The sequence below is a fragment of the Haloactinopolyspora alba genome (assembly GCF_003014555.1).
In the GTDB taxonomy this organism is placed as follows: domain Bacteria; phylum Actinomycetota; class Actinomycetes; order Jiangellales; family Jiangellaceae; genus Haloactinopolyspora; species Haloactinopolyspora alba.
Window position 1 is genome coordinate 1 of sequence record NZ_PYGE01000028.1, and the last position, 17,950, is coordinate 17,950.

24 protein-coding genes are annotated in these 17,950 nt (G+C 70.3%); 2 read left to right on the forward strand and 22 right to left on the reverse strand.

What is annotated here, in order from left to right; genetic code table 11:
• Together CLV30_RS23865 and CLV30_RS23870 are read right to left on the reverse strand one after the other, a co-directional pair.
• The coding region (locus CLV30_RS23865) for a RibD family protein (protein ID WP_211300112.1) at window positions 1-334 on the reverse strand (334 nt) is incomplete at its 3' end.
• Window positions 322-1,536 (reverse strand): helix-turn-helix transcriptional regulator, encoded by a 1,215-nt coding sequence (locus CLV30_RS23870; RefSeq protein WP_106539757.1) that lies wholly within the window; start codon window positions 1,534-1,536, stop codon window positions 322-324. The genes CLV30_RS23865 and CLV30_RS23870, both read right to left, overlap by 13 nt.
• 249 nt (window positions 1,537-1,785) lie before the next feature.
• Between CLV30_RS23870 and CLV30_RS27650 the strand changes: the two genes are divergently transcribed.
• Complete coding sequence (locus CLV30_RS27650) at window positions 1,786-1,911, forward strand: hypothetical protein (RefSeq protein WP_276320028.1); 126 nt, start codon at window positions 1,786-1,788, stop codon at window positions 1,909-1,911.
• Window positions 1,908-2,036 carry a hypothetical protein gene (locus CLV30_RS27655; RefSeq protein ID WP_276320029.1) on the forward strand — a complete coding sequence of 43 codons (129 nt, stop codon included), beginning with the start codon at window positions 1,908-1,910 and terminating at the stop codon, window positions 2,034-2,036. Before CLV30_RS27650 ends, CLV30_RS27655 begins: the two co-directional genes overlap by 4 nt.
• Here CLV30_RS27655 and CLV30_RS23880 read toward each other — a convergent pair.
• The 20 genes from CLV30_RS23880 to CLV30_RS23975 form a co-directional block, all read right to left on the reverse strand.
• Window positions 2,027-3,322: a ParB/RepB/Spo0J family partition protein gene (locus tag CLV30_RS23880; protein ID WP_106539759.1), complete on the reverse strand. Its 1,296-nt coding sequence runs from the start codon at window positions 3,320-3,322 to the stop codon at window positions 2,027-2,029. The two genes, CLV30_RS27655 and CLV30_RS23880, sit on opposite strands and share 10 nt — an antisense overlap.
• A 92-nt stretch (window positions 3,323-3,414) precedes the next feature.
• Window positions 3,415-3,651, reverse strand: coding sequence for a hypothetical protein (locus CLV30_RS23885; RefSeq protein ID WP_106539760.1), 237 nt, complete (start codon window positions 3,649-3,651; stop codon window positions 3,415-3,417).
• 143 nt (window positions 3,652-3,794) lie between these two features.
• Entirely contained in the window at window positions 3,795-4,679 is an 885-nt protein-coding gene (locus tag CLV30_RS23890) for a hypothetical protein (RefSeq protein ID WP_106539761.1), read from the reverse strand.
• A gap of 59 nt (window positions 4,680-4,738) precedes the next feature.
• A complete protein-coding gene (locus CLV30_RS23895; protein ID WP_106539762.1) occupies window positions 4,739-4,963 on the reverse strand; it encodes a hypothetical protein in 225 nt (74 codons plus the stop codon).
• Window positions 4,964-5,162: 199 nt separating this feature from the next.
• On the reverse strand, window positions 5,163-5,777 hold the full coding sequence (locus CLV30_RS23900; protein ID WP_106539763.1) for a recombinase family protein: 615 nt from the start codon (window positions 5,775-5,777) through the stop codon (window positions 5,163-5,165).
• A gap of 135 nt (window positions 5,778-5,912) precedes the next feature.
• A complete protein-coding gene (locus CLV30_RS23905; protein ID WP_106539764.1) occupies window positions 5,913-6,482 on the reverse strand; it encodes a hypothetical protein in 570 nt (189 codons plus the stop codon).
• Between the two features lie 25 nt (window positions 6,483-6,507).
• The gene (locus tag CLV30_RS23910) at window positions 6,508-6,816 is read right to left on the reverse strand and encodes a hypothetical protein (RefSeq protein ID WP_106539765.1); all 309 of its coding nucleotides are present in this window, start codon (window positions 6,814-6,816) and stop codon (window positions 6,508-6,510) included.
• Between the two features lie 5 nt (window positions 6,817-6,821).
• Window positions 6,822-7,190, reverse strand: a complete 369-nt coding sequence (locus tag CLV30_RS23915) for a hypothetical protein (RefSeq protein ID WP_106539766.1) — start codon at window positions 7,188-7,190, stop codon at window positions 6,822-6,824.
• Window positions 7,187-8,332, reverse strand: a complete 1,146-nt coding sequence (locus CLV30_RS23920) for a peptidoglycan-binding protein (RefSeq protein ID WP_106539767.1) — start codon at window positions 8,330-8,332, stop codon at window positions 7,187-7,189. Before CLV30_RS23920 ends, CLV30_RS23915 begins: the two co-directional genes overlap by 4 nt.
• A gap of 81 nt (window positions 8,333-8,413) precedes the next feature.
• Entirely contained in the window at window positions 8,414-8,914 is a 501-nt protein-coding gene (locus CLV30_RS23925; RefSeq protein ID WP_106539768.1) for a hypothetical protein, read from the reverse strand.
• Window positions 8,914-11,127, reverse strand: coding sequence for a hypothetical protein (locus tag CLV30_RS23930; protein WP_106539769.1), 2,214 nt, complete (start codon window positions 11,125-11,127; stop codon window positions 8,914-8,916). Before CLV30_RS23930 ends, CLV30_RS23925 begins: the two co-directional genes overlap by 1 nt.
• Before the next feature lie 3 nt (window positions 11,128-11,130).
• Window positions 11,131-11,931: a hypothetical protein gene (locus CLV30_RS23935; RefSeq protein WP_106539770.1), complete on the reverse strand. Its 801-nt coding sequence runs from the start codon at window positions 11,929-11,931 to the stop codon at window positions 11,131-11,133.
• The gene (locus CLV30_RS23940; protein ID WP_106539771.1) at window positions 11,931-15,284 is read right to left on the reverse strand and encodes a phage tail tape measure protein; all 3,354 of its coding nucleotides are present in this window, start codon (window positions 15,282-15,284) and stop codon (window positions 11,931-11,933) included. The genes CLV30_RS23935 and CLV30_RS23940 overlap by 1 nt, the downstream gene beginning before the upstream one ends.
• Window positions 15,285-15,287: 3 nt before the next feature.
• Entirely contained in the window at window positions 15,288-15,491 is a 204-nt protein-coding gene (locus tag CLV30_RS23945; RefSeq protein WP_106539772.1) for a hypothetical protein, read from the reverse strand.
• Between the two features lie 17 nt (window positions 15,492-15,508).
• Window positions 15,509-15,976 carry a DUF7426 family protein gene (locus CLV30_RS23950; RefSeq protein WP_106539773.1) on the reverse strand — a complete coding sequence of 156 codons (468 nt, stop codon included), beginning with the start codon at window positions 15,974-15,976 and terminating at the stop codon, window positions 15,509-15,511.
• Window positions 15,976-16,437 carry a phage tail tube protein gene (locus tag CLV30_RS23955; protein ID WP_106539774.1) on the reverse strand — a complete coding sequence of 154 codons (462 nt, stop codon included), beginning with the start codon at window positions 16,435-16,437 and terminating at the stop codon, window positions 15,976-15,978. Before CLV30_RS23955 ends, CLV30_RS23950 begins: the two co-directional genes overlap by 1 nt.
• Window positions 16,438-16,473: 36 nt before the next feature.
• Window positions 16,474-16,914: a phage tail terminator protein gene (locus CLV30_RS23960; RefSeq protein ID WP_106539775.1), complete on the reverse strand. Its 441-nt coding sequence runs from the start codon at window positions 16,912-16,914 to the stop codon at window positions 16,474-16,476.
• A complete protein-coding gene (locus CLV30_RS23965) occupies window positions 16,911-17,261 on the reverse strand; it encodes a minor capsid protein (protein ID WP_205741127.1) in 351 nt (116 codons plus the stop codon). Before CLV30_RS23965 ends, CLV30_RS23960 begins: the two co-directional genes overlap by 4 nt.
• A gap of 12 nt (window positions 17,262-17,273) precedes the next feature.
• Window positions 17,274-17,612 carry a hypothetical protein gene (locus CLV30_RS23970; RefSeq protein ID WP_106539777.1) on the reverse strand — a complete coding sequence of 113 codons (339 nt, stop codon included), beginning with the start codon at window positions 17,610-17,612 and terminating at the stop codon, window positions 17,274-17,276.
• A complete protein-coding gene (locus CLV30_RS23975) occupies window positions 17,612-17,950 on the reverse strand; it encodes a hypothetical protein (RefSeq protein WP_106539778.1) in 339 nt (112 codons plus the stop codon). The genes CLV30_RS23970 and CLV30_RS23975 overlap by 1 nt, the downstream gene beginning before the upstream one ends.

The window sequence follows — 17,950 nt, forward strand, 5'->3', positions numbered from 1 at the left end:
CGCTGTCGATGACGACCCGCCACGGCTGGCGCTCAGGGTTCGACACGATCGACAGGTCCAACCTCGGGTCGTCGTTCCCCCGCACGGCGAGGTTCGGGTTGTCCGTCTGCTGGGTTCCCGAACCGACGACCGTCGCGTGACACCCCGCTCGCAGCAGGTGGACCTCTGCGCGGCTCTCAGCGCTCGTGATCCACTGGCTGGTGCCGTCCTCGGCGGCGATCCGCCCGTCGAGCGTGGCCGCGAACTTGTACACCACGAACGGGCGGCCGTGTTCCTGATTGACGGCCTCCCACTCGTCGCGTCCCACCAGCTCGTCGACAGTCAGTGCACCCACTCGGCCTCTCCTTTGGTCGCGACAGCTTCCAGAAACTCTTCCACGCCAGCAACCGGCCCCCACGTCCTCATGTGGGCGGCGCTCTTGGCGAGCTCGCGCATGGTCCGCCGGGAGCGGGTGCCCAACGCGATGTCGAGGGCCGCGGTTCCGCTCTCGACCGCCGCGTCGGGGACTCCCGCACGTGCCGCCGCCAGGGTGCGGCGGGCGAGGTGCAGACCTTTCTCGCGGTGAAAGTCCGGCGGCCAGTCCGCGAGGACCCGGTCATACTCTTCGAGGGCACGCAGATGATCCCCGAGAGTGCCCAACACCGCAGCCCGCTGCACTGTCACATACACGGGGGTGCAGTGGACCGACAACGAGTAGGGGTCTCGCTCGTCGAGTTCTCTGCCGCTGAGGTCGTACGCAGCGTCGATGTTCGACAGCGCCGCACCCTCGTCCCCGTCCAGCGCGCAGGCGTGAGCTGCCTGCTGATGCAGCGACGCCCGCACGAGGACGCTCTTGACCGACGTGTCGTACCGCATCGCGGAGTAGGCCAGCGTGCTCGCCTGGGCCCGGTCACCGACCAGCTGAGCTTGCTGGCTCATACGCATGAGGACGTAACCGGTGACGTCGGCGCTGCCGCCGGAGTGCGCCCACTCGAGCGCGCGCCGCGACCACGCCTTGCCGTCCTCAACCTTCCCGAGGTCGTCGGCCAGCCAGCCGCAGAACTCGGCGTAGAGCGCACCGACCTCGAACAGGCGGCCGCGAGTCGCAGGGTCAGCTCGGGAAACGAGACGCGACAGGTTCGCGATCTGCTCGGCTGCCGAGTGCACGAGATTCCCTGGGCCGAGCAGGCTGTCCGCGGCGACGAGCGCTTCGCGCAGGTCTATGAACGTGTCGATGACGCGGGGGTCCACCGGACCCGTGGGCTGCTCTGCGATCTGCGAGAGCGTGCCCGTATGGGCGTGCGACTGGACGTCGGCATGGTCGTGCGCCGGCGCGTGTTGAGCACGGTCGACCCGGCCGAGTAGCCCTCGGAGTTCAGCCGGCGTGCGGTCGAGCAGCTCCGCCAGCTTCGGCCAGAGGTACGGCTGCGGACGCGAGTGTCCAGACTCCCACCGTTGCACGGTGGTGCGCTCGACGTGCAACGCCTCGGCCAGGCCCTCCTGCGTGTAGCCGGCCATCCGTCGAGCGTCCGCCAGCTCGACCCGCCGTTCCGCCATGTCGTCAGTGTCCCATGCCTATCGCTCCTGGTCAGGTCGGCTAGTGCAGCTTCGTCGCAGCATAACCGCCGCACGGATGCCGTGGTCGCGAGGCTCGCGACCGGGCTTCACTGAGCACCACGGTGCCGGCCCATCGCTCAGCGGCTTTGGGGCACGGCCCCGCTGGTGCCCTGCCGGATGCTCCGCCCCAACCGGAACCCCCGGCAGGGCACCGACCCCAAACCGTTCCCCGGCGGCGAAGGACACACGATGAGCTGGATCGTGACGACCCGGCCGCAGCACTGCGCGCACTGCGGCACGACCACCGTGCACAACGTGACGATTCACGACGACAGCCCGCGAGAGATCGTCTACTGCACCGAGTGCGGGCAATGACCGCGCACGCCGCAGCGATCAGCGCGAGCGACCTGACCACGGGCCTCCGTGTACTGGTGCCGATGGTGGCGCTCGCGCTGATCATGCTGTTCCTCGGCTGGTTCCGCAGCCGGGGTCAGGTCTGAGACTCGGCGAGGTCGACCTCGGCCTGGTCCATGCCGTCACGCTCCACCTGTGACGGCTCCCACCCGGCCGCCTTGAGCAGGTCCACGTACGCCGTCACCAGATCGTCCAGCCACACCCGGGGGCTATGCCACGCCGCGCCGAGGGCGAACTCTGCGCGGCGGCACGCCAGCACGAGGGCCTGGCCCAGCGCGGCGGGCCCGGTGGCGTCGAGGTTCACGTCGACCTCGATGGTCCGGCCGTAGTAGACCGAGCTGGCGTTCATCGCCAGCAGCAACAGCCGCTCGTACCCCTTCGGCGGCTTCTTAGCCGCACCGATGCGGGCCACCACGTCCATCCGCACCTCGTGAGCAGCTTCGAGGGCTTCACGGTGTTTCAGTTTCGCCTCGTGCTCGGCCTGACGTTCGGCGCGCTCCTCCGGTGTCTCCAGGTGGCCCCAGCGGTGCCGCAGACCGTGCTCGGCGGGGTTGCGCACCCACGCCTCGAGGTGGCGGCCGCTCTTGTTCTGCACCCACACGACGTCCTCAATTGGCAGGCTGCGCGGGTCGGCGTCGTCGCCGTCCTCGGTGACGAGGCTGTAGGCCGACGTCATGGTGTCGTGGTCGATCGGGCCTTCATCGTCGTCGTCCTGGTCGGCCTCGTCGTGGATGGTCGCGCCGGCGGACTCGAGCTCGGCGCGCAGCTTGGCGACCTCTGCGGCGGCGTCGCGGCGGTTGCGGGCGTTCTTGAGGGTCCAGTCGAAGTTGAACCCGCCCGCGTCGCGGGCGAGCGTCTTGTACGTATCGGGGTCGTCGGCGAACTCCACCAGCGCGGCCGCCTGGTCGAGGGTCAGCTCACCCGCGTGCACACGGTCCTGCTCCGGCTCGGCCAGCTTCATCAGCGACCGCCGGGACGTGATGGTCTTGCGGTTGCGGCCGGTCAGCTTGGCCATCTCGGCGGTGTCGACGTCGTGCAAGGCGAGTTGCTCGTACGCCTCGCCCTCCTCGACGGCGGACAGGTTCTGCCGTTGCAGGTTCTCCACGAGCATGGCCCCGACGATCTCGGGTGTGGACTCGAGGTCGTCGCGGATGATCGCGGGCACCTCGGCCAGGCCCGCCTGGGTGGCGGCCGCGGCGCGTCGGTGGCCGGCGATGATGCGCCACCCGTCGAGCACCGGAGCGACGACGAGCGGTTCCAGCATGCCCTGGGACTTGATGCTGGCGGCCAGCTCGGTGAGGTCTCCGAGGTCGCGGCGGACGTTGCGCCCGTCGCCGATGAGCTTGTCGGTGGGGATGGTGTCGAACTGCACGAGGGGTCCTCTCCGGTGAAGGGGTTGGAAGGAGGAGACGCCGAGACCCGGGGGGCTGGGTCTCGGCGTCTCCGGTCATGTGCCCGCTGCGATCAGCGGTGGTCGAGCTGGACGGTGACGATGAGGTTGCGGGCGCCGGGCAGGTGCAGGACGACGCCCGGGTCGTCGGTCATGTAGTCCGACTCGGGGAGCGGGGTCATCTCGTCGACGAGGTACCAGCCGTCCGTGTCGTCGATGCCGTCGACGGGCAGGTCCGTGCCGTTGAGAGCCTTGCCGATGGCGTTGGCGAGGACCTGGGACGCCGGAAGGGTGGAGTGGTAGTTGGACATGGGTGGTGCCTCCCTGGGGAAGTGGTACGGGTTGTGCTGACAGGGAAAACACTACCCGATCGTCTAGACGTATGTCTAGGCGTAGCCGGGTCAAATAGTGGGCGGAGTCTCCCCGGGAGGAGGCTCCGCCCTTCGGTTCAGTGTCAGGCGGGGTCGCGCTCCGGAGGAGCCTGCGACCGGTGCTCCGCTTCGGCGTCCTCGTACGTCGAGAGGTGCTGGCTGGCCTGACTGGTGAGGTAGTTCAAGTACGGCTCGAGCCCGCCCACGTTGTCGCCCGCCCGAATGGTGATGGGGAGCAGACCCTCGTTGCGGGCGTCCTGGCGTATCTCGTCCAGGGCGGCCCGCGTGTTCGGGTCGGTCAGGTCGAGGGCTCCTGCGGTGTCCGCGAACGTCTGGGCACGCTCGAGCTTGGCCGCCTCCTCCTCGTCCCTGCGCTTCTGCTCCTCCGCCTCACGCTCGGCACGGCGGGCCTCACGTTCGGCCGCCTCGGCGTCCGCGTGCAGGTCGCCCTTGTGCCACAGGGCGAGTCCCACGCCGAACCTCATCGCCGCGTTGCGGAGCGCGTCACCGATGGTTTCCTTCACGGCGTTGTGTCCGGTCTTGCCCTGGGCGTCTCCGTACCCGAGGCGGGTAACGCCGGCGACAGTGAGGTGAATCCACATGCCGCCAGGCTCGTGGGGGAGCGCCGCGAGCAGGGTGGCGTCGGTGACCGGCTCCCACGTCCAGAAAGGATCGACCTCGAGTAGCCGCTCGGTGATGGCGGCGTGCCCGGCGTAGTCCAGGTGCGAGGCGGGGGCGTGGAACCCCTGGCACTCGGTGCAGCGGCGCTTCTCGCCCGACTTCTGGGCGTCGACCGGCTTCTTGCTGATGAGGTGCGCGGGCAGCTCCTCGCGCAGGGCGCGGAGGGCGCGAAGCCGGTCGGAGTCGAGTGCGGCCGTGCCCTCGTCGGCCAGGGCCGCACCGATCTCGGCCTTCATGGTGTCCGGATCGGCCTCAGTGGTCGCGTCCTGGGCGGTTTCGGCGCTCATGGTTTCGGGTGTCCTTCCGTACGAGGCTGGGAGAGCCGGAAAGCGGGGGCGAGGGGTGGTCAGTCGTTGGCCTGGTCGCGCTGCGCCTTGGCCTTGGCCTCTTTCTCTGCCTTAGCCACGTAGCGCTCCAACGACTCGTTGATGACGTCGGCCAGGTACTCACCGCGCTCGTGCGCGTGAGCCTTCGCCTTGTCCCACAGCTCGTCGGTGACGCGGATTCCGCGGGTCCGGGCCGTCGGCCGGTTCGGTACGGGAGTGGGCATGGTCTGCCTCTTGGTCGCCATAGGGTCGGGGTCCTTCCCGGTAGGTGGTGTGGTTGTGCTGACAGGGCACACACTACCCGAGTGTCTAGGCGAACGTCTAGACGGCACGCGGACGAGGAAAACCCCCGGGGGTCGAGTCCCCTCGCGAGAGGGTTCGACCCCCGGGGGTCGGCAGGGGGAAGGGTGCACCGACGGGACGTCGGGCACGTTCGTGCGGCGGCTACTCAGCTGGCGTCAGAGCCCCCGGTGCGTCGACCTCGGGCAGGTCAAGCGACTCGAGGTGCCGATACAGGGTCGGCCGGGACACGCCCACCGCCTTGGCGACAGCGGTCATGCTCTTGCCCTCGGACAGGAGCCGCTGGGCGGCCAGCAGCTTGTCCTCGGTGATGACGCTGGGCCGCCCGCCGGTGCGGCCGCGCTCGCGGGCGGCGGCCAGGCCCTCGTGCGTGCCCTCCACGATGAGCTCGCGGACGAACTCGGCCAGCGCGGCGAACACATGGAACGTGAGCCGACCGCTGGGGGTGGTGGTGTCGATGGACTCGTGCAAGCTCTTGAAGCCGACCTCGCGCTGGCGGAGGTCGTCGACTTGGAGGACAAGGTGTTTCAGCGACCGGGCCAGCCGGTCGAGACTGGGCACGACGAGCGTGTCGCCGGGCCGTAGGTAGTCGAGTGCCTTGTCCAGCTCCGGGCGTGACGCCAGCTTCCCGGAGGCCTTGTCGGTGAAGATGCGGGAGCAGCCGGCAGCCTCGAGGGCATCGGTCTGGCGGTCGAGGTTCTGGTCTCTGGTGGAGACGCGGGCATACCCGATCAGGTGCCCGGTGGGCGAGGGGTCCATGCCGGGGAATGTATCAAAAACGGTGTCAGAGCGGTTTTGAAACACTCCGGTTTTGGACACGAGTTATGGACACCATTCCGGGTGCCGTCAGCCCGTCCACGCCAGGTGTAACGAAAACGATCGTTTTCGGACGCGTTACCGGACTCTCTTGGGAACCGAGGTGACGATCTTTGCGCGGGGCAACGGCAACTTGGCGTCGACGAGCCACGGCTCCCACGGCTGGCCATCGCTGCTCACCGTCACCCGGAACGGAACGATCGCCTTCTCCCACACGCCTATGTGCACCGAGGTGAACGGCACTTGGTGTGGAACGCCGGGCTCAAGGTCCACGACCTCGTATGAGCGTTCACGTGGCTGCTCGTCACCGAAACCAGCCACCGGGTCACCGTCGATCAACTCCACCAAGACGGAGGGGACCGTGGTCCCGCTCAGGTTCTTGATCACCAGCTCCGCTGTGACGTGCTCGGTGATCCACTGATCGAACTGGACCTCCACCTCGGGACGACGCTCGTGGTGGTGACGGGCAGCCTCGATGGAGGCCATGCGCTCGGCAGCGTCTGCGGACCGTCCGGCCTCCTTCGCCGACTGCTCGGCCGCGGCCGCTGACTCCTTGGCCGCATTCCGCTGGTGGTGGGCGTACGCGACGGCGGCCACGGCAGCCAGTGCGGACACGACGGCAGCGCCGGCAACGATCCACTCGGTCATCGCGCCGACGCTACCGCCGCCCTGGTCAGGCCGCCAGGTCGTACCGGTCTCGCGACGTCGCCCGCTCGAGCTTCGGCGCGACCCCGCTGGGCTTCCAGACCAGCGCGTACGCCGACTGCGCCGCGCCGACCACGGCGAGCAGCACCGTGGCCACGTCGTCCCCGCCGGTAAACCCGCCCGTGAGCGCCAGCGCGACCACGCCGAGCACGACCGACGCCGCGATGGCGACGAGCTGCTTCACCGACTTCGACCACGACGGCCGGTTGATCAGCGAGATCACCAGCGGTGCCAGCGCGGACAGCACGCCGGCGAGGGTCAGAGTGGAACCGTCCATGATTGTTACTCCCTGGTTGGTGGGTGGATCTGGGTGATGCGCTGGTGAAGGTCCCTGTCGGCCTGCCGCAGCTCCGCGAACGCGTCAGCGTTCGTGCGCCGGTCGGTGCGCAGCTCCGACCGGAGGCCGCCGATGTCCTTGCCCATCTCCGTCTGCGCCTGCTCGATCCGGCCCAGCGTCGCGACGGTGTCCTCGGCGTAGCCGTTGCCGGTTGGCTGGGCGTAGTCCCGCGCAGCCACGGCAGCCTTGGCCGCCGTGGCTGCGTCGTTGGCCACGCCGCGAGTGCGGTTGAGCGCAGCCACCAGCACGGAACTGGACGCGGTGATGAGGACGCCGACGAGACCGACCAGTGCGACGGCGACCTCCGTACTCAACCGGTGACCCGGAAACCGCGCCTGTCGCCGAGCCGGCGCAGCGACTCCGCCCCGGGAACGCCGTCAGCGTCCGCGCCCCGGTACCCGCACTTGCGCTGCCACTTGCCGTACGCCTTGACGGTCTTGGAACCGAAGTGGCCGACGCCGTCGCGGTACCGGCGCGACAGCAGCCCCTCGGCGACGAGCGCCCGCTCGATCACCTTGGTGCCGCTCGGGTAGGCGGCCTTGCTCGACAGCCGCGGCGGGTCCGTCCTGGCGGCCTTGCGCAGCTTGGACAGGTCCACCACCGGACCCTCGTCGGACGGGCCGGGGTCCCGGTCCGGCTTGGACGACGCGGGTTCCATGAGCCGCGCCCAGGTCTCCGGGCCGGGGTAGCCGTCCGCGCCCGAACCGGTCCAGCCCTGCGCCTGCTGGAAGTCCCGCACGTTTGCCCGGGTCCACTTCGTGTACGTCGGCCCGGGCTGGTACCCGTCGCCGTCGTGGTGCCGGTCGTATCCGTGAGCGACGAGCCGCTTGTCCAGCAGCTTGACCGCCGGGTGCGACTGGCCGATCTCGAATGCGCTCTCGCCGGGGAACCTCTTGCCGTCCCACTCCGGCCGCGGCGGGTTCGGAGCTCCGGACCCGTCACCGTCGATGGTGCCCGCCTCGATGTGGTCGATGACCTCGTCGCCGGGGCACGCGGTCTGCGCGCCGCGGACCTGCCGGTGCCCCACGACGCTCCTGGCCTTGGGGTAGCGCGGCAGGATGCGGTCGCGGTACAGGTCACCGAACGCGTCCAGCATCCGCTGGGTGGGCTGCTCGCCGTTGCCGAGGATGAACAGCACGCCCACGGTCCGCCGGTTCGCGCTGGGGTTCGCCGCGGACGCGCAGTGCGCGCCGACGTGCTCCAACCCGCGCAGCTCCCATACGCGCCCGGCACCGTCGACGGCGACCTGGTAGCCGATGTCGCGCCACCCGCGAGTGCGGACGTGGTATCGCCACCAGCTGCGTAACAGCCGCTTGATGCGCCACTTCGACCGGCGCGTCAGCTTCCGGTTGTCGCCGGGGTGGTGGATAGCGACAGCGGTCACGTCGTCCGGGTCCATGTCCTCACCGGACTGGTCCTCGCTCGTCCAGTCGTCGCGGTCGTGGTAACTGGTCATGCTTTGCTCCCGTGTGGTGGCAGGTCGAAAAGCCCCGGCCGTGATCCGGCCGGGGCTGGGTAGGGGTTCGCCGTATTCGGGTCAGGCCGGCGGGGCCACGAGGTAGGACCCGCCGCAGAACAGCCGGTCGCCAGGCTCCGCAGCGAACGGCGCGACCTGGTTGATGCTGCCGCCGGCGTAGTAGAGGTTGGCCGCGGTCGGCGTCGACAGGCGGCACACGAACGGGGTCCGGTTGCTGGTGACGTCGTTGTCGTTCCACACGCCGGAGCCCACGACCATCCAGTTGTCACCGAACGCGGGCGCGGGCAGCGTCAGCTGGACCGTCCCGTCGACGCTGCTACTGCTGCCGAGCTCGAATGACACCGTCCAGGTGCACACACCGAGCGCAAGCCGGTACGCGGACACCACGTTGCCGTCCCCGACCGTGACGTTCGTCCACGACGGCTCCCAGGTCGTGACGAGACCGGCCGCGCCGGGGTCACCGATCGAGTCGGCCACCGTCTGCCACACGGCCTCCTGCGGCGTCCACGGCTCGGCCGAGTCCGGCACCAGGATGCCGGCCGCGTTCGGGCTGTAACCCACTAGAGCCTCCCCATCGGGTCGTTGGCCATGTCCGCGAACGTCCGGCCAGCCATCAGGTCGTTCATGTCCGCGAACGTCCGGCCGGTGTGCGCGGCGTTGACGTTGGCGAACGTCGGCGACAGCAGCCGCAGCGCCAGCCGCTGCGTGAGCCGGCTGCCGTCCCACGTGAGCCGCTGGTCCACGATCAGGGCGCGTGTGTTCACGCCGGTCACGTCCGGGTCGACGGCGTTCACGATGTCGCCGACCTCGAGCCTCGGGTCCGGCGCGGCCAGCTCCACCCACTCCACGACCGGCTGCGCCAGCCCTGCCATCCTGGCCAGCGACCGGGCCCACTCGGTGGCACAGTGCTCGGTCTGCCGCCACGGCGTGGCCGGGATCGACAGCTCGCGTGTGCCCAGCGCCACCGACACGCCCGTGCCGACCGACACGGAGGCCTCATCCAGCCACCGCACCGCCTGGTACGCCCGGATGGTGGGGGAGGAGTAGTTGAAGAACACCACCGTGCCGACGAACGTGGCGTCAGGCGGGTCCCACCGCAGCTCCACCATGATCCGGCGCGGGGAGAGCTGCGCGACGTGAATCTCCACCTGGTCGGACAGGTCCTGCCCGGTCGTGGTGCCTGACCAGTAACCGGAGGTGTCCGAACGCCAGGCGTAGACCGTGGACCCGACGAACTGCCACCCGCTGGTGACGAAATCGATGCCGGTGTCGATCCCGATGGCGGCGTCCACGGAGAGATCGCCGAACAGCCGCACGGTCTTGCCGCGTTCCAGAAGCACTTCGTCCTCTGGTTGCCACACGGTGTACGCGGGGCGGCTGTCGAGCTGAATCTCCACCGGCTGATACCCGACGCGCACCCCGGTGCGGATGAAGTCCGCCGACGTGCGCCACCGCAGCGCCGCGAGGTTGCGCACCGGCACCTCGGCGACGGTGGCGCTGCCGATCAGCGAGTCACGGTTGAGGAACAGCAGCCGCCCGTCCCCGGTGACGAGCAACGCGCCGCCCTCGGACGCGACGATCTCGTTCATGACGTCCCAGCGGGGCCGCTGGTCGATCCACGGCGACACGTCGATCTGCGCCAGGCTCTGGTCCGCGAGGAACGTCGGGGTGAACCCGGCCAGCGTCGGCGGTTCTGGCAGCGGCCCCTGGTCGGACCGGGCCAGGGTGACCCCAGCCCCGCGGCCCTGCATGCGCAGCGTGCGAATCTGGCGGTAGCCGTTATAGGTGGCGTCGTTGACCCGTGTCCCGTCAGGCAGGTACAGGTCGGCGTTCCCCTGCCGCAGCCGCACCGTCACCGGTCCCGGCTCGATGGCCCCCGAGTACGACGCCAGAGTCTCCGGCGCCCCGGACCACGGTTCAATCGTGACGAGGACCTGCGTCGGGTCCACCTGGATCCTCAGCGACGGAGGGTTCAACGTGTTGGGCGGCCCGAGCGACGCCCTGATGTCCAGGCCGCCGTCGGCGGACGTCCACACCGTGAGCTGCGTGTCCCACGACGTCTGCTGGTACCGCGGGATCCGCGGCCGGAACGTCACCGAGAGGGGGGAGTCAGGCCAGACCCCCCATCCCCACGGTGCTGGCTCCCACCCCGGCGCGGGTTCCCCCGCCGAGATGATCGACCCGTCCTCCGGCCACAGCGTGGACTGCATCGGCACGTACAGGACGGTCGAGTCCGCCGGCGCGGGCAGCGAGTGCAGACCCGCGCCCCGGGCCAGCAGGTCCAGCACCGCCAACGGTGTCAGCCCGACGTGCAGCTCACTGGCCGAGTCCGTCTCCGTGTAGTGGTTGACGCGCCCCATCGGCCACACCGACACGGGGTCACGCAGCCACGCGCCGAGCCCTTGCACCTCGGCGTCGATCGTGCGGGTGTTCGTCTCCCCGCCGGTGTCGGCGATCTGCCCCGTCATGACGTCGACGAGGGCGGACCCGTATCCCATCCGCACCGTGCACGACTTCCCGAACAGCTCCCGCGCCCACGAGTCCAGCCATGGCGTCGGGGCCCGCCTGGTGGCCGGTTCGCCGGCCACTACCGACACGGACGCCGACCCGACCGTGACGCCCGGAGCTGCCCGCATCTGCGGGGGCAGGTCAGTGGACAGTTGCGCCCGCACCCCCGCCATCTGGGCCTTGTGGGTCTCGCTGTCGATGACCACCTCGGCGTGCGGCCGAGTGACGGTCCGGTCGTCAGGCCACCCGGGCGGCGTCGGACGCATCTGTCAGCCCACCTCGATGATCGTGACGGAGTGGTCCCGCCGGGTGGCGAAACTCGTGGACCGGTACGCTTCCGCGACCCCGGACAGCACCACGCGGGGGATGCCCACACCGGGCTGCCACGGCACCGCCCCGCTCGTCTCGGTGAGCTGGGGTCGCGTCCACCGCGCCTCGTCGGTGCCGCTGGGCTGCAACGCGATCCGGGCCGCCAGGACGTCCACTGCGGGGGTCGTGACGGTCGCTGTGGCGCGTTGACCCGGCGGTGTCGGGGACGGCAGCAGGCTCATCGTTTCGATGACCGCGCCGGTCGTGTCGTAGGTGATGACCGCGGCGTCCTGGTCCACTGTGCCGACGTTCTCGATCGACGCCGCGTAGGTGCGCCCCGGCGCGACCGGCACCGTGGGGGAGTGCCCGCCGTTGCCGCTGGTCTGGATGACGCCCCGCTCCGGGACGCTCAGGCTGGACGCCGGGACGGGGTGCTTCGTCCACCCGCCGGTGCCCGGCTCGATACCGGGGGTCGCTGCCCCAGGGCCGAGCATGTTGAGCTGCGCCGCGATGGGCTCGTAGAAGTACAGCGCGTCGCCGTGCACGCCCTGCTCGAGCTCCACCAGCCACCGCAGCTCCTCCGCTGACGCCCACACCAGGTCCCACTGCCACGCCCGCCGGTCCGACGGCGGGAACTGCACGTACCGGGTGCCGTCCAGCGCCTTGACGCGGGCGGCCTGGGCGTCGTGGGTGACCTGGGCAGGCGCGACCGTGCACCGCACCTGCCGCAGGTCACCGAGCGGGCCGATCAGTACCGACATCAGCCCACCACCCCGAGTGATTCCTGCCTGCGTTTCCCGGCGTCGACGACCGTCGCGAGCACGACCTCCGAGCCGAGCTGGAGACGCAGCGTCGCGCCGTCCATGGACGGCATGAGAGACGCGAGCGCTGCCAGGTCGTCCCCGTGCAGGCGCGTCGTCCCGCCGCCTGCCATCGCGGCGCTGGCCCCGCTGTCCTGCTGGGCGAGGCCATACCCGAACCGGTCGGCCACCTCTCGGAGGATGTCCAGCGACCGGGCCCGCTTCGACGCCGCGAGCGGGATGTACGCCTCACCGTGCGTCTCCGGCTCGGCCCACAGGATGTTGCTGCCGCCGGCCGCGATCATCGGCTCCCGCATGAGCCCCGACGCGGCAGGCGTCACGACCCCGCCGTCAGCCTGGTTCAGGTACGGCACGCCCGGGTATCGGTGGCTCTCGATGAACAGGTCCACCGTGCGGTCACGAGCCAGGTACGACAGGTCGTCCTCGGCCGCGGACGTGTACGCCAGCGCCGACAGCTCCGCGATCCAATTCCGGCCGTCGTAGTCACGCAGGCGCTCCTCCGCGTCGTCGGCGACACCCGAGGCCCGGTCGGTCGCCTTCAACGTGGTGACGACGTCGTCCGGGATGAGCCCGTACTGGTTCGCCAGACGCCGTGCGGCGCGCCTGGACAGGCCAGCTTGCTCGGCCGTGCGGACGAACTCCGACCGCACCCGCTCCGACGCGGCCCGAGCAGCGTCCAGACCGCCCTTGGCGTCCTTCCCGTTCGCGATGGCCAGGTCACGAGCCGCCTGCGCCTCGGCCGCCATCGACTCCCGGGCCGAGTTGACCGACTGGAACAGCCGCCACCCGGCGTCCGTGGTCGTGTCGATCGCGCCGGTGTTGGTGAACAGCGCGCTCGTGTTCCCGCCAGCCTCCTCGGTCGCGGCCGCGAGGGCTTCCTGCACCCTCCGGATCGCTTCGTTGGCGCGCCCCTGCGCCTCCTCCAACGACAGCGACCCGCCGGCGAGGATCCGCAGAGCCTCGTCCAGCGCCCGCGCCTTCGTGTCGGCATCGGCGGTCTCGTCAGCCAGCACACCCATGGACTCGGCCAGCGGGTCCGGGTCGGTGTCCGACATCGCACCGTCCGCCTGCACCAGGGCCTCGGCCTCGCGGGCGAGCGCGGCCGCGGTCTCGTCGACGAACCCGGACAGGATCTCCTGCTCGGCCGACGTCCGCTGCGTGGCCTCCGCCATGTCCTTGTGGAAGCTGATGGACCCGAGGTTCTGCAGCCGCTCCCGCGCATCCGCGTCCCCGTGGATCGCAGCCGTCACGTCTTCCTCGGCCGCGCCCATCAGTTCCAGCCCGGCAGCGTGCTCACGCCACACCTCGTCGACCGCGGCTTCCCGCGACCGGTCCAGTGCCTCGTTGACCCGGGCGAGGGCGTCAGCGTTGCCGAGAGCGGCCTGCGTGACGTCCTCGTGCGCGATCCCCAGCTCGGTGGCCGCGTCCAGCACGCCTTCCTCGGCGGCCTGCTGCGCCACCAGCTCCTCCGTCTGGCGAGTGATCGCGCCCGTCCGCTCGTCGAGGGTGCCGCCGAGCGCGTCGGCCTGGGCCTCCTGCTCGGCCGCAGCCTGCTTGGCCTCCATGTGCCGCTGCGCCAGGAACCCCAGAGCGATCGACACGCCAGCGATGGCCAGCCCCAGCGGGCCGCCCATGACGGTCAGCAGACCGCCTGCCGCGGCCCGCAGCCCCTGCCCAGCGCCACGCCCGATCGCGCCCGTCAGCGACGCGATACCGCCCGTGGCCGCGCCACGAGCAGCGTCCCCGAGGTACATGAACCGCAGCCGCGCCCCGTCCGCCGCGTCGCGGGCACCGTGCAGCGCGCCCGTCACGCCCGTCCTCACGGTGTCACCGAGACCCGCCAGCTGCGGACGCAGCACCGTCAACCCGGCGAACGCCAGGACCGCCGTCTGCACCGGGCCGGGAAGCTCCGCGAACCAGCCCACCAGGTCGGCCACCAGCTCGACGGCCGGACCGATCTGCTGGCCGAGGAACAGCATCCCGCCGCCGGCGGTCATCAGCAGTTCACCGACCATCGTCAGGGTGCCCTCACCGTTGGTGAGGGAGTCCCACAGGACGCCCAGCTCCTCCCACAGGTGCGCGACGGCCTCACCGATGGGCTCGAGGTATTCGTCCGCAGCGTCCCGGTGCTGGGACAGCCACCCGGAGACGGCCTCCCACGCCGGACCGAGCTGGTCCCGCGCCGCACCGGCCAGGTTGGTGATGACCGGCAGCGCCCGGGTCTCCAGGAACTCCACGACCTCGGTCTTGACGGTCCGCCCGAACGCCGTGATCTCCACGCGGGCCGTGTCGTTGAGGGTGTTCCCCATGTCCGTGGCTGCGCCGGCCACGTCGGTCAGCCCGGACTTGGTGTCGACGAGGCTCCGGAGGAAGTCCGGGATGTCGTTGACGGCCAGGTCCTCGACAGGGGTGCCGAACAGGGCGATCGCGGCGTTGGCCCGCTCGCTGGGGGACTCGATGGACAGGAGCCCTCTGATGATCTTGTCGAACGCGCCCTGCGCCTGGTCGCCGCCGGCGAGGATGCGGTCGGCCATCTTCTCGGCGTTGAGGCCGATGAGGTCGTAGGCCTCCACGGACGCGGTGGACATGTCCGTGGCCCGGATCGTGAACTCTTTGACCGCGTCACCGGTCTTGTCGATGCCGTACATGCCCTGCTGCGACGCCTGCGCGAGCAGCCCGAACGCCCGCGGGCCGGTGATGCCGACAGCGTCGAAGAACGGACCGTACTCGTCGATGGCGTCGAGCAGGTCGTCCTCGAGCCCGGGCATGGTCTTGGAGCTGGCGGCCGCGATGAGGTCGAACGCCTCGTCGAAGTCCTTCGCCATGCCGTTGCGGACGGCCTGCCCGGCGATCTGGGTGACGCGGGTGACGTCCGTACCGAGGATCTTGGACAGGTCCAGAGCCTTCTGCCCGGCCTTCGTCAGCTCCTCGTCGGTGACGTTCCCGAGACCACCCATCTGGGCCGTCACGGCCCGCAGCGCCTCGTTGACTTGCTCCATGCTGTCGCCGTAGGCGTCCGCGTACAGGTCACCGGCCACGTTGCCGATGCGGGCAGACTCCTCCTGCGTGAGGCGCAGCTGCGCGGACACGAGCGCGTTGGCGTCCTGAAGGTCCAGCGCGCCCAGCAGACCAGCGCCGAGAGCGCCACCGACCGCGACACCGACAGCGGTGGCCGCGGCCCCCAGCCGGCTACCGAAGGCGTCGAACTTGCCCTCGGCGCCGGCCATGCCCTGCTCGAAACCGGAGTCGTCCAGGTCGACGTAGCCGACCAGTTCGCCGATGTTGAGCGCCACGACTCACCTCCGGTGGGGCACGTGTTTCGGTGGGTTGAGAGCGCGAGACACCCGGGATTCCGGAGTGCCGAGCAGGGCGAGAATCCGGGAGCGCAGCCACCGCCACGTGCGCTGTTCCATGAGCGGCGAGTCGACGTCGATGCCGTACCGTTCGTGCAGGTCAGCCTCGACGAGCATCCAGTGCTCGAGGAGCCACCGCCACGACACGCCTGACGGTTTCCGCGTCAGCCGGTCGACTTCTTCTGGCGGGACTTCGTACCACTCCCAGAGGCCCGTTTCTTGGTCGTACTCGCCCCGCCCGTACTGCTCGATGTCGCCCGGGCGGTCGTCGCTTTTCCCGCCGGGCTGGTCCAGTAGTCCTGGGCGGCCTGGCGGCCGTGGACCACGTCGAACAGGGCGGTGATCGCGGCGTGACGGAGCACCGGCAGAGGCACCCCGTCCTCGACCATCTCTTCGTACGCGGGCCCGAGGGTGTCCTGGTAGAAACCGGCCTCCTCGTCGTCGCCGAGGAGCGCCTTGGCCTGGTCCTCGCGAGGTGTCGCGCCGGCGTGTACGGCCACCCCGAGCGACCAGTACGCCTGGATGCGCATGCCGGCCTTGGCCGGGGGAGCGGGCACCCGGTATTTCTTGCCCCGGTACGGCAGCACCAGGTCCGGGGCAAGAAACTCCGAGACGTCGGGGAACTCGGTCATCAGACGCCCGGGTGCGCGATCTCGGTGCGGGCACCCTGACCGAGCATGGTCACCTGGACGGTGTTGAGGGCCGTGGTGTCACCGCCGGCCGGAGCCCACTGGACCAGCGACTTCCCCTCGTACGCCTCGCCCTCGGCGGAGTACCGCTCGTAGAACCGGCAGTGCACCAGCTCCCGGTCGCGGGCAGCGAGCCGCAGATGCTCCTGCCCCGGGTCCGGCGCGAACGTCGAGTCGACCTTCCGCTGGAGCGTGGCGATGTTCTGCCACTTCTTCAGGGTGATGGCGTCCGACCCCCACCCCTCGGAGTCGTAGTCCGAAGCGTCCTGCACGGTGTCATTGACGGCCGGCTGGAACGAGGACACGGCGCGGACCTGCACCCAAACCGGGGCGGCCTCGGTGCCGGTGTTGACGTCGAGCCGCCAGGTCGAGGCGACGGTGGGGTTCAGGGTTTCCTGGGACATGACCAGTCCTCCAATGTGGCTGGGTTGGAGCTGCCCTCAGTCGAGGGCGTGAGCGGAGTGGTGCGCCGTGACGGCGTAGAAGTTGCTGCTGGTCTCCCAGCGGTGGGCGGTGTCCGAGCCCATCGAGGTGTGCGACTGCCGCCACACGGACGCCAGGAGCGCGTCACCCGCCCAGAGGTTCGCCGCGCCGTGCAGCACGGCGTACAGGTCGTCGGCGATGTCGTCGACGTCGTGGGGATCGTCCGGGACGCCTCGGCACCTGGCCTGGATGCCGAGGATCAGGTCGGACTGGCTTCCTTCGCCGGACACGACGTACGAGGTCAGCACCACCACCCGGTCCGGGCTGGGCGGCATGCGCTTATGCACGATCCCGGTCTCGGTCACCGTGTACGCCCCGTCAGGGCGGTACGTGAGCCCAATCCCGGCGCCGGCGAGATGCGTCGACAGGCCGATGTCGACGCTGCGGGTCCAGCTCATGACAGGCCCTGCCGGATCTGCTGGGCGATGATGTCGCGCACCGTGCCCCGGTTGGTCGTCATGGGCCGCTCGAGGTACTTCGCGGACCGCCCCTCGTCGTGGTGGAAGTCCATCCGCTCGTGCTGCACGACCGCGTAGGGCGTGTTGTACGAGACCGCGGCACGCCGCGACCCGGGGTCGACGGACACCGTGCCGGACCGTTCGAGGGTGCCTTCCTCGATCGGGACCTCTTTGCGGGACTCCGTGAGCACGTGCTCGCCCGCGAGCCTCAACCCACGGAGCTCGGCCGCCCGCATGCTCGCGGAGACGGCCCCGCCGTTCCACTTGACCCGTACACGCTGGGCCACGGTGGCCACCCCCTACTTGCATGCGATGACGACGTGATCCGGCAGGCCGAGCCCACCGGACGTGAGCGGGCTGGTGGAGATGACGAGGGTTGCCGCGACCGGCGTGTGGTCGGGCAGAGCGACCCGCGACCCGGGCGGGAACAGTCCGGCCCGCTCGACCGGGGCGTAGATCGTGGTGTCGGACACGACCTCCGCGCCGGTCCGATCGCGGACGAGCTGCCGCCGGTTCTCGACGTAGCACGCCACGTCTGCCACCGGCGCGCCGTAGATCGGGCCGTATGCGCCCTCGCCCTCGTACGGCTCGACGGTGACCCGGTGGACCCAGAACTCGGCCAGCTCGGCGACGGTCATCAGACCTGGAGGACCGCGACAGTCACAGTCGCATCGGGCGCGGGGGAGTAGTCGATGTGCGCGACGCCTCCCGGCTGCCGGTACACCGGCTGCCCGCCGAGGTTGATGTGCCAGGCCTCACCGGCAGGCACGTTGATGGTGCGCTCGGCGACGTCGAGCCCGTCGAACTTCGCCGGGGTCGGGATCGTCACCGTGACCGCGGCCGCGGACCCGTTGTCGACGAGCAGCACGTGCCCCGGCGACAGCGGCATCGAGTTGCCGTCCACGTTCGCCGGCTCGGCCGCGGGCGCGAGCCCTGCGCTGGTGACGCGCTGGGGCGTGATCGGGGTGCGGGCCAT